This is a genomic window from Vibrio kagoshimensis (assembly GCF_050337535.1).
In the GTDB taxonomy this organism is placed as follows: Bacteria; Pseudomonadota; Gammaproteobacteria; order Enterobacterales; family Vibrionaceae; genus Vibrio; species Vibrio gallaecicus.
In genome coordinates this window covers 1-14,035 of the sequence record NZ_JAKJSZ010000008.1, presented here as the reverse complement: position 1 = coordinate 14,035, position 14,035 = coordinate 1, and the positions used below count along the sequence as shown (strand labels likewise).

10 protein-coding genes are annotated in these 14,035 nt (G+C 40.5%); 8 read left to right on the top strand and 2 right to left on the bottom strand.

Features of this window, described 5'->3' with window-relative positions; genetic code table 11:
• Nucleotides 1-244: 244 nt before the first annotated feature.
• Nucleotides 245-3,550 (bottom strand): putative Ig domain-containing protein, encoded by a 3,306-nt coding sequence (locus L4C37_RS08810; RefSeq protein ID WP_429768364.1) that lies wholly within the window; start codon nt 3,548-3,550, stop codon nt 245-247.
• Between the two features lie 360 nt (nt 3,551-3,910).
• Between L4C37_RS08810 and L4C37_RS08805 the strand changes: the two genes are divergently transcribed.
• Nucleotides 3,911-4,810, top strand: a complete 900-nt coding sequence (locus tag L4C37_RS08805) for a LysR family transcriptional regulator (protein ID WP_429768363.1) — start codon at nt 3,911-3,913, stop codon at nt 4,808-4,810.
• A gap of 114 nt (nt 4,811-4,924) precedes the next feature.
• Here the strand turns inward: L4C37_RS08805 and L4C37_RS08800 are convergent, their stop codons facing one another.
• Nucleotides 4,925-6,085 (bottom strand): zinc metalloprotease, encoded by a 1,161-nt coding sequence (locus L4C37_RS08800; protein WP_429768362.1) that lies wholly within the window; start codon nt 6,083-6,085, stop codon nt 4,925-4,927.
• A gap of 378 nt (nt 6,086-6,463) precedes the next feature.
• Between L4C37_RS08800 and dusA the strand changes: the two genes are divergently transcribed.
• From dusA to L4C37_RS08765, 7 genes are all read left to right on the top strand, one after another.
• Nucleotides 6,464-7,444 carry a tRNA dihydrouridine(20/20a) synthase DusA gene (dusA, locus tag L4C37_RS08795; RefSeq protein WP_273295955.1) on the top strand — a complete coding sequence of 327 codons (981 nt, stop codon included), beginning with the start codon at nt 6,464-6,466 and terminating at the stop codon, nt 7,442-7,444.
• A 187-nt stretch (nt 7,445-7,631) separates the two neighbouring features.
• Nucleotides 7,632-7,841 (top strand): envelope stress response protein PspG, encoded by a 210-nt coding sequence (gene pspG / locus L4C37_RS08790; protein ID WP_137374115.1) that lies wholly within the window; start codon nt 7,632-7,634, stop codon nt 7,839-7,841.
• Nucleotides 7,842-7,958: 117 nt separating this feature from the next.
• Nucleotides 7,959-8,627, top strand: a complete 669-nt coding sequence (locus L4C37_RS08785; protein ID WP_429768361.1) for a TIGR04219 family outer membrane beta-barrel protein — start codon at nt 7,959-7,961, stop codon at nt 8,625-8,627.
• Nucleotides 8,628-8,792: 165 nt separating this feature from the next.
• Nucleotides 8,793-9,023 carry a hypothetical protein gene (locus L4C37_RS08780; RefSeq protein ID WP_137374117.1) on the top strand — a complete coding sequence of 77 codons (231 nt, stop codon included), beginning with the start codon at nt 8,793-8,795 and terminating at the stop codon, nt 9,021-9,023.
• A gap of 121 nt (nt 9,024-9,144) precedes the next feature.
• Nucleotides 9,145-11,016: an assimilatory sulfite reductase (NADPH) flavoprotein subunit gene (locus tag L4C37_RS08775; RefSeq protein WP_429768360.1), complete on the top strand. Its 1,872-nt coding sequence runs from the start codon at nt 9,145-9,147 to the stop codon at nt 11,014-11,016.
• On the top strand, nt 11,016-12,731 hold the full coding sequence (cysI, locus tag L4C37_RS08770) for an assimilatory sulfite reductase (NADPH) hemoprotein subunit (RefSeq protein WP_137374119.1): 1,716 nt from the start codon (nt 11,016-11,018) through the stop codon (nt 12,729-12,731). Before L4C37_RS08775 ends, cysI begins: the two co-directional genes overlap by 1 nt.
• On the top strand, nt 12,724-13,500 hold the full coding sequence (locus L4C37_RS08765) for a phosphoadenylyl-sulfate reductase (RefSeq protein ID WP_372268035.1): 777 nt from the start codon (nt 12,724-12,726) through the stop codon (nt 13,498-13,500). Before cysI ends, L4C37_RS08765 begins: the two co-directional genes overlap by 8 nt.
• The last annotated feature ends 535 nt before the right edge of the window (nt 13,501-14,035 follow it).

Below are 14,035 nucleotides of genomic sequence, written 5' to 3'. Positions count from 1 at the left end.
TGACTCAAGGTATAAGTGGTTGTTCAAAAGGAAATTGTTCATTGATAAAACGGTTTAAATAAAAAGTGTGAGGTAAAGTTCATATCACACATGTTTGCGCGGCATTTTAACTGTTTATTTTAGTTTATTGAACAGATGAACGAGAGGGTAAACCTGCAGTTTTTAAGGTTGAATTACATTGATGAAAGAACTAAAAAGCCCTACATGGCAGGGCTTTTATTGATAATGGTGTTTTTTATAAAAACTAATCGGCTAAATTGCGATTCCAATGAATATTGTATTTAACGGACTCTTGATGAGCATAATCTGATTTTCCAACAAAGCTGTATATAGTATTTGTCTCTAGTTCAAACCTTCTAGGGATGCTAATGGAAACATTGCCTCGATAATCGCTTCTACAGTGAGATGAAATTTCCCACAAATAGTCAGCTTTATCGCCAGAACTTAACCAGAATCCATCAAAACTATCATCAATCAACTGACAATTGAGGTCTTCACCATTTGGTGATTTTTCAAAGGTAATACTTGCGTTAGATTGTGTCAGGTTGATACTTACTTTCCCTAGTACAGATGTTCCCTTTTGCTCTGTGGGTAAGTAGAAATCAAAACTATTGCCAGTGTGACCACCCATATTTGATTTCGCATTTAAACGCTCTTCTGCAGCGCTTTTGTCTGTAAAGTGAGTTTTGCGAGAGCTATGAGCTATGACGGATAGAGCGCCAGGTGAAAGGTCACTAGCATCTCCAATCACGGTATAAATTGTTGAGTAAATGCCAGCTTGAACAACTATTACTGAGTTTTCATCATCAATGGTATATGTACCGCTTTCAATCAAGTCAGCATCTGTGGGGCAAGTGGTATTGTTCGATGGATTACGTTTACTCCAGTAGTAACTTCCATCTTCAAATTTGACTGCATCACACCATACAACGCTATGCTCTAAAGACTCCCCATCCCCAGTAGATGAACCGTATTCAGTCATATAGAACGTTTTGCCGTTAAGTAAGCTTGGGTCAAGGATCTCTGGTAATGTTGGCGTTGGCTTAGGTTGTGTTGAGCTTGGGTCCCATACCGCATTGATACTACGCAATAATGACTCATCGGGTGATTCTAAGACAATTACAACTTCTTCATCCATATCATCTTCATGCTGTGCAACAATGATGTTTAGTTCACCATCATTAAACTGACGCATGTATCGACCTTCGTTAAAAGCGCTTTCCCAATTTTGATAAGTTAGTAACTCTTTTCCATCATTCCAGGTCGATACCTCCCAGGTGCCCGCCCAAACTGAAGGTAACAAATAGTTATCATCATAGGCTTCTAGTTCACGGGCTGTATATGTTCCTGATTGTGTAACCTCGGAAGCATAGATATGTTGTTCGTTAACCATAAAATTAACGCTTCTTAAGGGAACGTATCCAACAGATTCAATGCTTTGATAAATTGTATTATCCATTGGTGGAATAGGAAGCATTGCAGTAAATGGAAGTTCTTCAGTTGAATCTAACCAATACAAGTCATCTTTCATTTTTAATACAAGTTGATAGTCACCATTTTTTTCTGATGAGTAGACCGGAGTATATATGTCACCGTCACCCAATAAGGTGCCATCAGGTTGGATAGTGACAGGTTTGCAGTCCTCACTGTTCGGGCTAATTACTAGTTTTTTATTTTCTGGATCTTCGAGTGCTTCCAGTTGGGCTGGGATTGCAATGTCGAAACTTTTCTTCCAACAGAAGTAGTGTTGATCTTGGTCTTTCATCAGTGAAGCCCAGCCCATTCCAATGTCACCGTAATCTCTCCCGATTTCACCCATCCGCCACTCACCGCCAATAAAATGCTTCTCTTCAAAGCGAGGGGTTGGAGTGGGTAAAACAGGCTCTGTAGGCTCTGACGAGTCTTCTTTTGCTACAGGTACAACAAATTTGGCTAAGACTGGATCGTGAACACCATCAGAAGCAAAAATTTCGAGATCAGCATTACCTTGAGTGGTAGGAATGCCTATTAGTGAAAGAGTTGCCTCGTTAATTGTTGTATTAACACCTTCGATAGTGTCTTGCGTTGTCAGGGTTAATGTATCGTCATCACTAAATAGTTGGTCAAGGCTTATGTTGGCGTTAACCGCAATACCAACTTGTAACTCAAGGGCTGTCAGTTCATCTGCCACGCGCTGCTGCTGTGTTGGTTCTGTAACAGGAGCTGTATTTGGAGCTTCTGAAACTGTAAGGGAGAAGCTTTGGGCTGCTGCTGGGTTTACGCCATCATTAGCCGTTACGTTAAATGTAAAAACACCCTCTTGTTCTGGTGTTCCAAGTATGTGGATCTCATCACTTGCGTTATCAACGTTGATACTCAGCCCACTTTGTTCGGCTTCAGTAACCTCGTAGGTCAGTTCGTCGTTATCGGCATCGATAAATAAATTGTCAATCAATAGACGCGCATCTGTACTTACCGTCGCAGTCAGATTTAGAGCGTCGAGATCGGCTTGTAAGGTATTTTGCTCATTTAATATTGGCGCGGTATTGGGTGTTGTTGCTGTTACATTTAGCACTAATGGGTAAGAACGAGATGCTTCATCAGATGCATAGATCAGCACATCGTATACACCAGCTTGAGTGGGAGTAACCGTTAAAGTTGTACCACTGTTCGTAATATCAGCACCTGCTTCTTCTTGTGCGTCAACGGTATACACTAAGGCGTCGCCATCAGCATCAATGAAAAGTGCATTTAATTCATAGTTGCGTGATTGGCCAAGTTCGAAGGTGACTGGTTGAATGCTAGTGTCTTCAGCATGAGTAGGGCGATTATTTGGTGTAATACCGATATAGCCGTTTTCTCCAGTGTTCACTACAGGGGCATACTCATCGCTTAGAGTTTGGTTTTCATCCGCAATAATATCTGAAGTCTCTGTCGATATATCTTCAATAACATTGAGTTGGTCTGCCGGAGCAAGCACATCGTCATAGTCAACTAACGTTTCACCTACAATATTGATGGCTTTAGCCTTTTCTGCTTCTTCGCCTTCTCCTTCTGCCACTGCGACGTAATCACCAAAGATATCTTCAGAAGTAAAAACTACATTGTCATTAGTATTGAAAGACTTAACAACAGCTTGCTCTGCCTCTTCTTGAGTCATTTCAGTGCCATTAGCTTCGGAATGCTCAATTTGTTCAACAACAAGGTTCGTCATTGGACTAACAACCACAGGTTCGTCAGCACTTTTTGGTACCGAAGGGGCTGCAAGAGTAAACTCATCAATAACAACACCGCGGGTCATATCAATCGTTTCGTTTGCAATGGCTTTAATGCACACCTTTTGATCGACAATGTCATCCGTAAGATCGAGTGTCAGTTGACCACTTTGGTTGGTTCTACCTACAAACAAGTCACAGTTATTTCCAATATAAACTTCGGCATTATTTAGGTAGCCATCAATGGCTGTGATTGTGAACTGTGGTGTTGGTGTTGGAGAAGAGTTTGAGTCATCGCTCCCACAACCCGTTAACGCCATTGAAACTGCCGCTGCCAGCAAGCTGATTTTTTTCATTACTCTTACGTCCTTCGTAGGTGAGTTTTAGTCTTTGTCTTATTAGGATTTAAATGAAATATAACCATTTAATAAGATCGCGAAGTCTACGTTTTTGAGGGTGAAATTTGGCACTATCAAATATAATTAACTTTATATCTGGCTGGAGAGAATTCAGCTTGTGAATTTTGGAATATAGCTTTTGGTTGATGCAGTAGAGGAGGGGGGTAATAAGACACAGATTGTTAATTGACTAACTAGAACAGCGTGGTGTAACGAGTGGAAAGTGAATGAAGTCAACTTTCTGAAGAGGTATTACTGATACTATTAAATATAAAAATATTTATATTAATAATCAATATGAACTTTAATGAGTACTACTTGTTAGCTATTTTTGCTGCGGTGGTGGAAGAAAGGCAATATACCAATGCGGCGAAGCGGTTAGGGATAACTCAGCCATCGGTGAGCCAAAGCATTTCAAAGCTGCGAGATATCTATAACGATCCACTTTTCATTAGGGAGAAGTTAGGCGTTAGACCGACAGCTTTTGCGTTAGAAATTTACCCAGATATTGCTGATGCAATTTTAAAGTTAGATGCATTATCAGCGACAAGGACTCGATTTGATCCGAGTCTGAGTAAGCGTGTATTTAAAATATCAACCATCAGTCTATTTGAGCACACTTTAATACCCGAGCTTTTTAAGGAAATTGAAGATGAAGCTCCGTATGTGACGATTTTAGTTGATAATCACAGTACAAAAGAAACCAAAGATATGTTGAGGCAAGGTACGATTGATCTCTCACTAGAAGGTTCTTCTGATACTGAATCATCAATACTTTCCCACATGATTTACGATGATGAGTTAGTTATCGTCTGTCGGAAAAATCATCCTGCATTTTCTGAAAATACGATAAGCGAGAGTGAGTTTCTAGAACATCAACACGTTACACTTTCAAGTATCTCTGGTAATCATAGTTTTTTCGAGAGTTTATTACCCTCGAGCATTCAACTGCTGCAAAAACGAAAAGTGAAAAGACAAGTTGCGAGTTATTGGGGGTTACTATCTTCTGTTCAAAGTAGTAATAACCTAGCTATTTTTACGCGTAAAATGGTGGAAAAAAACTCGGACGTATTTAATTTAAAAATTTTGGATAATAATTTTTTAGAGCAGAAAGTTGAGGCGTGTGTGTATTGGTCAAAATCTAGGAACCTTGACCCATCTATTATTTGGTTGACGGAAAAGGTTAAGGCTGCCGCTATTAATGCTTTATCTTCTTAAGTAGTGGTTGTGTGCTTTTGGCAATATCTGTTTAGGGGCACTTGATTTAGATGGTGATGGTTATTGCCTAAAAACGATGCCAAGTGGCATCGTTTTGTTTTGACTTATGCGAGGTTATTCCTCAACAACTGTTAGTTCGCTGATTGGTGTTGCCACTGGGTTATGGTAGATAGCTTTCAAAACGGCGATTGCTCGCTCATCCCAAATTCCGTCCATGCCGAAGCCATTAAAGTGAGCCCCAAGACCTAGTGCGTGACCTAATTCATGAATGATAATGTCTTTAGTGATGGTGTTCATATTCTTACAGATACTGTTATGGCTACCTAGATTAACCATGTGCCAGTTGCTGTTGGTGAAGTAGGCTTTGTCATCAATCTTGAAGCCCGTGTCACCACCATAAAATGGGAACGTACTATGGTTAGCTTTATAGTAGTTACAATATGAAGGATCTAACACTGTGTGAGTCGTACCGTATGAGATAGTGATTGCACCACGAACACCATAGTAATCAACGATGTCTTCATAACTGTCGGTCTCAATGACGTTACCGTATTGAGGGTGCTCAAGATCTGTGTGAGTAGCAGTATCTGCGTCGTAGTTACGGGTGGTATCGCTGTTGTATGTGTGCCCTTTCCATAGGTTGCGAAACTGATTTGCAATCACGTAACTTCCGTCACCCTCTTCAATTGACTCTTTAAGCTTGCGCTGCTCTTCTAGGTAAAAATCAGGGTCAAACTGTGCCAAGTTCACATCCAAAATCTCATCGTTAAAGATTTTGACACCTACTTGTGCCTCGATTGTTTGGACTGCATCCAAAATTAAAGTGCGACGCTCAGGTGTTAGGTGTTCATTATCATTGATAAAAACACTTACCAAACGGCTATACCCATCATCACTAACTGGATTGGTTGACGAAACCCCATTCACGTCAGGTTCCGTGCGGTATCTTAGGGTTTTACCCTCATGAATGTTTAGGGCAGAGAGATTCGCCCACGCGGCAGCTTGTTCTTCCGAAGTCTTCCCGTGACCATCGAGACAAGCGGCAGCACCGCAATAAGAGCCGTCAGTGCGAACTGGGGAGATCGTTTCATCCGATCCGTACTCAAGCATATTGCTATAAGACTGAGACAAATGATCACGCGTAAAGCCTTGTGTTGAAAACACACTTTCTTGAATAAATGCGTCATCAATGGTTTGCGATGGAGAGTCATCATCATCACCACAACCAACCAAAGCTACGATAATCGCTGCTGTTAAGAAATTTATTCTTTTCATTAATCATACGTCCTTTTTATATTCAGGTTTGCTTATGGGTTTAATGGACATAAGGCAAACCATTAGATCGTGGATAGTACTTTTTTTAGAATAAAATCTGACAATATTAGATATAAATCTATTTATGCCTGGTTAGGAGGTATGAATATTGATAGAAATTATCGAGACCATTTAGGGGCTCATGGTTTGGCAATTAGACCTGAAATGAAAGGGAACGTGCCAAGCCTGCTTATGATTGAAGCAATGTTAGTAGGGCTGTATAATCCCCCGCCTTATGTTGAACCGAGGGTGATCGTTCATTCTCTCTACATAAGAACAGCTAACACATAAAGCGGTGTGCTATGAGCTATATCGTTGAATTTCTAAGAGGTATCAAATATGTATCCATCATCCCGCTTATCCGTCGCTCCAATGCTCGATTGGACTGACCGCCATTGTCGTTATTTCCACCGTTTGCTTTCACAGCAGACGCTTTTGTATACAGAGATGGTGACGACAGGTGCAATCCTTCATGGTAAAGGTGATTTCCTTCAATACAGTGAGCAGGAACATCCAATTGCTTTGCAGCTTGGCGGTTCAAACCCAGTTGATTTAGCGGCTTGCGCTAAGTTAGCGGCAGAGCGTGGCTATGATGAAGTAAACCTTAACGTAGGTTGCCCTTCTGATCGTGTTCAAAATGGACGTTTTGGTGCGTGCTTAATGGCTGAACCAGAGCTGGTGGCTGATTGTGTAAGCGCAATGAAAGAAGTGGCTGATATTCCTATCACTGTGAAAACGCGAATTGGTATCGATGATCTAGATTCATATGAGTTTCTTACGCAGTTTATTTCAACTGTCTCTGAGAAAGGCGGATGTGAACAATTCACTATTCATGCACGTAAAGCTTGGTTAAGTGGTCTAAGCCCAAAAGAGAATCGAGAGATCCCACCTCTAGACTATGAGCGAGCATACCAAATTAAGAAAGACTTCCCTGAGCTTGTTATTGCGTTGAATGGTGGTATCACCACACTGGAAGACTCGAAAGAGCACCTGAAGCATTTAGATGGTGTGATGATTGGTCGTGAGGCTTATCATAGCCCGTTTATCTTGGCTGAAGTTGATCAGCAAATATTTGGTTTAGATACGCCAATTAAGAAGCGCTCACAGGTAGTTGAAGAGATGTATCCGTACATTGAACGTGAGTTATCAAATGGCGCAAGCCTAGGGCACATTTCTCGTCATATGCTTGGTTTGTTCCAAAGCATGCCGGGCGCAAGACAATGGCGTCGTTATATTAGTGAGAATGCTCATAAGAAAGGCTCTGGAATCGAAGTAATCGAAACGGCTCTCGCTAAAATCCCTAAAGAGCTTAATGTATAGAATGTTTTTGAGTGTGAATTTTGCCACTAAAGGCTAAATTTACCTCCTCCATAAAGTGAGAAGCCACGCCTAAATAGGTGTGGCTTTTTATTTTGTTGATTTATATGGTTTTTATTTATTTTTGTATCTTGGTATGGATGCTGCAATGTCTTAACTGTAGTGAATTAGCTAAGTTAGGAGAATAAGAATGTTTGAATTGATTTTTGTTTTAATTTTTGTCGCAACGCTGTTGGTTACCGGTATTACTTTTATGACGGTCCTAGCTGCAACCGCTATCGCATTAATTGTGATGTTTGTCTTAGGCATGATGGGTGTCGTGCTTAAACTTTTACCTTGGCTTATTGTGATTGCTCTTGGTGTTTGGTTCTTTAAGAACTTTGTCTACTCGACTCGTTAAATGTCACCGCTGCTAATGTTTGTCGTTTAGTTTTAAAGATGTGTGGTAGAATTTTGTTCATTAATTGATTGAAAGTGCCCATGTGCTGGCACCAGAATAAAATCGGAGCCATCTCAAATGAATAAACTACCGTTGGTTGCGTTAGTAGGCTTGTTGTCTTTTAATGCTTCTTCTTTCGCTGCGACTGAAACTGATTCTTTTTATAAAGGAAAAGTGGGGGCTGACATGTGGTGGGGAAGCACTAAGTTGAATGAAGTTAGAAAAGACGACTCGAGTTCACCTTCGCTGTATTTTGCATTTGAACATAAATTTCCAATGCTTCCTAACGCAAGCATTCGCTATACCACAATTGACTCTAGTGACTTAGCATTTGATAAATACGATTATACTTTTTACTACAATGTATTAGATCATGACTTAATGCATTTTGATGCTGGTATCACTGTGACTCAGTATTCTGGTTCTAAGTATATTGAACCTGTAAACGGTGCTCAGTCTGATTTTGACGAGTTAACTTGGAGCTTTTATGGCGGCGCTGAGATAAACGTTCCTAAAACGAATATTGATTTTATTGGCTCAATGGAATTTGGTGACAGTAAGGGCATTAAAAGCACTGACTTAATGGCTGGTGTTCAATATCGTTTGCCAGTTGTTGATTCTGAAGTTGCATTTCGAGGCGGCTATAGAGTTATCGACCTTGATTCTGATGAGGTATTCGCTTCAGATGCAGGTAAAGCTTTCGTAATGGTTGATGGCTGGTTTATGGGTGCAGAGCTGCGCTTTTAAGATCCTCCTGCTTATTTTTAGAACGTCACTTTATTAAGTGGCGTTTTTTTATACCTATTGATTATATCGTTCTGGAATTAGTTAGCACATTCATGACTTTCTACCATCCTTAAAGTTGAACGTATTGCCGAACGTTTAAGTTAGGGTTTGAAGGAAGGATAGACTATGACTCTCAATGAGCTGAGAAATTTATACAGAGAAAACTTGTTAGTAGAAGCTATTATAGAGCCCTCAATACAAGAAGGGACTTGGGTTGTAGAGTTTAGGCACTTAAGTGGTGGCTTTGTGTTATTAACGGATACCCATGGTGGAGAGTGCCATTATGATGATTTAGATCTTGCTTCTAAATCAGCCATGGCTGTTGGTTTTCAGCAAGTGCGTATTGAAAATAAGTGAATATATTGAGTTTATAGGCTTCTTACTTCCAAAAAGTTATAAAACATACTTATCTATTCTTTCTTGTTATTAAGAGGAGTGGTTAATCTAACGGCACGCAATGATTAGGGATGTCGTGACCATGTCGTTACACAAAAAAGAATCTTTACAAAATAATGAGTCATCAGGAAACGCTGCTTCGGTATCGCTACCTGGCTTAGCTGCACCTTTAAATGACCAACAACTTGGTCAACTTCAACAAACTGTTTCTGAATTATCACCTCAACAACTTGCTTGGGTGAGTGGTTACCTTTGGGGAGTGAGTCAATCTCAACCTGTTGGAGCTGCTGCGCCTATCGCTCATGCTGCAGCCGCAGTTGCTGCAAAACCTGCAGGTAAGCTTTCTATTATCTTCGCTTCTCAAACTGGTAATGCTAAAGGCGTTGCTGAAACTTTAGAAGCTGAAGCTAAGGCATTAGGTATTTCAGTTCAATTGTTTGATGCGAGCGATTACAAAGGTAAAAACCTTGCGAAAGAAACGCACGTTATTTTCGTAGCATCAACAAATGGTGAGGGTGAAGCGCCTGATAATGCCATTGAACTGCACGAGTTTTTACAATCAAAGAAAGCGCCTAAGTTATCCAATCTACAATATGGTGTGATTGGATTAGGTGACTCTAGCTATGAATTCTTCTGCCAAACGGGTAAAGATTTTGATAGCTACCTTGCTAAATTAGGTGCGACTCCCTTCATTGGCCGTATTGATTGTGATGTTGATTACGAAGAAGCGGCAAGTGACTGGAATGCCAAGGCATTAGAAACTGTTAAAGAAGCGCTTTCTTCAGGCAGTGAAGCAGAAGTGGTTCAATTACCTGTTGGTCAAGCTGCACCTGGTCATTCCCAATACACGAAACAAAATCCATATACCGCCACTTTACTGACTAGCCAGAAAATAACAGGTCGAGATTCAGGTAAAGACGTTCGCCACATCGAAATTGATTTAGATGAATCAGGTATTACTTACCAACCTGGCGACGCACTTGGTGTGTGGTATGAAAACAGCTCTGATCTAGCAAATGAAATTTTAGCGAAGGTTGGTTTATCTGGTGTTGAAAGCATTGAAGTCGATGGTGAGAGTCTTTCTATTCATAGTGCTCTTGTCAGTAAATATGAAATTACTTCATCAAACCCGCAACTAGTGACCAAGTTTTCCGAGTTATCTGGCAGTAAAAAACTAGAAAAGCTGGTGGCAGATAAAGACAAATTACGTGAATACGCAGGTAATACTCAAGTTGTTGACGTATTAGCTGAAAAGAAAACTAAATTATCGGCTGAAGAATTAATTGGGTTGTTGCGTAAGCTAACTCCTCGATTGTACTCAATTGCTTCTAGCCAAGCGGAAGTAGATGAAGAAGTTCACCTAACGGTTGGTTTAGTTGAATACCAAAAAGGTGAAAAGACTCGTTTCGGTGGAGCATCAAGCTTCTTATCTCAACGCCTAGAAGAAGGTGGGGTAGTTAAAGTCTTTGTTGAAAATAATAATAACTTCAAACTTCCACAAGATGACAGTACTCCAATAATCATGGTTGGTCCTGGTACTGGCATTGCTCCGTTCCGTAGTTTTGTTCAAGAGCGTGAAAACCGCGAAGCTGAAGGTAAAAACTGGTTGTTATTCGGTGACCGTACCTTTACTCAAGATTTCTTATATCAAGTGGAATGGCAGAAGTATCTTAAGTCCGGCGTGTTAACTCGTCTCGATGTTGCATTTAGCCGAGACCAGAATGAAAAAGTTTATGTTCAACACCGTTTACTTGAGCAAGCAGAACAAGTTTGGCAATGGCTGCAAGATGGCGCTTACTTGTACGTGTGTGGTGATGCAACTCGTATGGCTAAAGATGTTCATGATGCACTAGTGACAATTGCTCAAGAGCAAGGTCAGTTAGAGCGTGAGCAAGCTGAACAATATATTAATGATTTACGCAAAGCGAAGCGTTACCAAAGGGATGTGTACTAATGAGCAAACAAGAAGTATTAGGACAAGTATTAGGTCCTCTTTCTGATAATGAACGTTTAAAGAGAGAAAGTAACCATCTTCGCGGTACGATTGAAGCAGATTTGCAAGATAGAATCACTGGTGGATTTAAGGCTGATAACTTTCAGCTGATCCGTTTCCACGGTATGTATCAACAAGATGACCGTGACATTCGTAATGAGCGTGCTAAACAGAAACTAGAACCTCTGCATAATGTGATGCTTCGTGCGCGTATGCCTGGCGGAATCATTACTCCAACACAGTGGCTAGCGATTGATAAGTTCGCGGATGAAAGTACCTCTTACGGAAGTATTCGTTTAACCACACGTCAAACATTCCAGTTCCACGGTGTTTTAAAGCCAAATATCAAGTTGATGCACCAAACGCTCAATAGTATAGGCATTGATTCGATTGCAACTGCGGGCGATGTAAACCGAAATGTTTTGTGTACGACTAACCCAGTAGAATCTGAGCTTCACCAAGAAGCTTATGAGTGGGCGAAAAAGATCAGTGAGCACTTATTACCTAAGACACGCGCTTATGCAGAAATCTGGCTTGATGGTGAGAAACTAGAAACCACAGATGAAGAGCCAATTTTAGGCAGTAACTACCTTCCTCGTAAATTCAAAACGACGGTAGTGATTCCGCCGCAAAATGATGTAGATGTTCATGCTAATGATTTGAACTTCATTGCGATTGCAGATAATGGAAAGTTAGTAGGCTTTAACGTATTAGTCGGTGGTGGTCTGGCGATGACTCATGGCGATACTTCTACTTATGCACGTAAAGCTGATGATTTTGGCTTTGTACCGTTAGAGAAAACATTAGAAGTTGCAGCTGCAGTTGTTACAACTCAACGAGATTGGGGTAATCGCTCAAATCGTAAGAATGCCAAAACTAAATACACGTTAGACCGAGTAGGCATTGATGTATTCAAAGCTGAAGTTGAAAAACGAGCTGGCGTTGAGTTTTCACAGAGTCGCCCTTATGAATTTACTGAACGTGGCGATCGTATCGGTTGGGCTGAAGGCATCGATGGTAAACACCATTTAGCACTATTTATTGAAAATGGTCGTTTACTGGATTTTCCTGGTAAGGCACTTAAAACTGGTGTTGCAGAAATTGCGAAGATCCATAAAGGTGACTTCCGTATGACAGCAAACCAAAACTTAATTGTGGCTGGTGTACCTGAAGATCAAAAAGAAGTAATTGAAGGGCTAGCTCGTCAATATGGTTTGATGGATGATGCTGTTTCAGAACAGCGTAAAAATTCGATGGCGTGTGTTGCGTTTCCAACATGTCCGCTAGCAATGGCTGAAGCTGAACGTTTCCTTCCTGAGTTTGTTACTGATGTTGAAGATATTCTTAAGAAGCACGGTCTACCAGAAGATGACAATATCATCCTTCGTATTACCGGGTGTCCAAATGGTTGCGGGCGTGCAATGTTGGCTGAACTTGGTTTAGTTGGTAAAGCTCCTGGTCGTTACAACATGCATCTAGGTGGTAATAAAGCAGGCACTCGTATCCCTAAGATGTATAAAGAGAACATCACATCAGCTCAAATTTTAGAAGAAATTGATTCGCTGGTGGATCGTTGGTCTAAAGAGCGTGAGGAAAATGAAGGCTTTGGTGACTTCACTATCCGAGCTGGGATCATCGAAGAGGTGATTATTTCTAAGAGGGATCTACATGCATAACTCTGTCGCTTCAAAATTGAAGTTAGCAGAACTACTCACATTGACCAAGACGCAGCAGATACTTCGTCTTGGGCAAATTAATTCTGAGTTAGAGCAGCTAACGGCATTAGAAAGAGTCCAATGGGCATTAGAGAATTTAGAAGGGACGCATGTTGTTTCTTCTAGCTTCGGTATCCAAGCAGCGTTAATGCTGCACTTAGTGACTCAGGCTAAACCGGATATTCCAGTTATCCTTACTGATACTGGATATTTGTTTCCAGAAACCTATCGCTTCATTGATGAGTTAAGTCATAAGCTCACTCTTAACCTACAAGTATTTCGATCGCACCAAAGCCCTAATTGGCAAGAAGCGCAATATGGTAAGCTGTGGGAGCAGGGGATCGAAGGAATAGAGAAATACAATAAACTTAATAAAGTTGAACCAATGAGAAGAGCGCTAGATGAACTAGAAGCTGGTACTTGGTTTTCTGGGCTGAGACGTGAGCAATCTCAATCACGTGCTAATCTTCCAATACTGTCTCTGCAAAATGGTGTTTTTAAATTCTTACCTGTTATCGACTGGACAAATAAAGATGTGCACTATTACTTAGAGAAACATAATCTTCAGTATCACCCGCTACGTGATCAAGGGTATTTGTCAATTGGCGATACTCACACTACGAAAAAGTGGGAACCAGGTATGACTGAAGAAGAAACTCGATTCAATGGATTGAAGCGAGAATGTGGTCTTCATGAAGATGATGGTGAGTCACACGGATCTGGTATTTGATTTTAATTAGTGAAAAAAGCGGCCTTTAGGCTGCTTTTTTTATTTTGGTGATTAAGAAAATATGATGTTTGTGGATAAGTCTGTGGGTATGGTGTATTTGTTTTGGGGTTAAATGTAATAAAATAGGTGTTTGGTTGTTTATTTGCCATTTAGCCTCTATTTTTGCAATTATCTTAAATTAAAGCTTGCCAATATACTGAGGTTCTCTATAATGCCGCCTCACTGACACGGTAGACGCCACAAGGCTTCAGCGAAGAATGTTAGTTAGGTTGCTAGCTTAAAGCGATAATTCGCTTCTACTTTTTAAAAGTGGAAATTAAATTTCAAAAGTGTTTGACACTGAGATTTAAATAGCTAGAATAGCCGCCTCTTCCGAAGTGATGTTAGTTACTAAGAAGAACAGCTCTTTAACAATTTAAACCTATCAATCTGTGTGGGCACTCGTTGATGAATATCAAAATTTGTTTTGCATTAGCAAAGCAAGATTTCCTCGGAAATCAATTTGGTTTCAATGAACTGAGTGACCAATACAAAA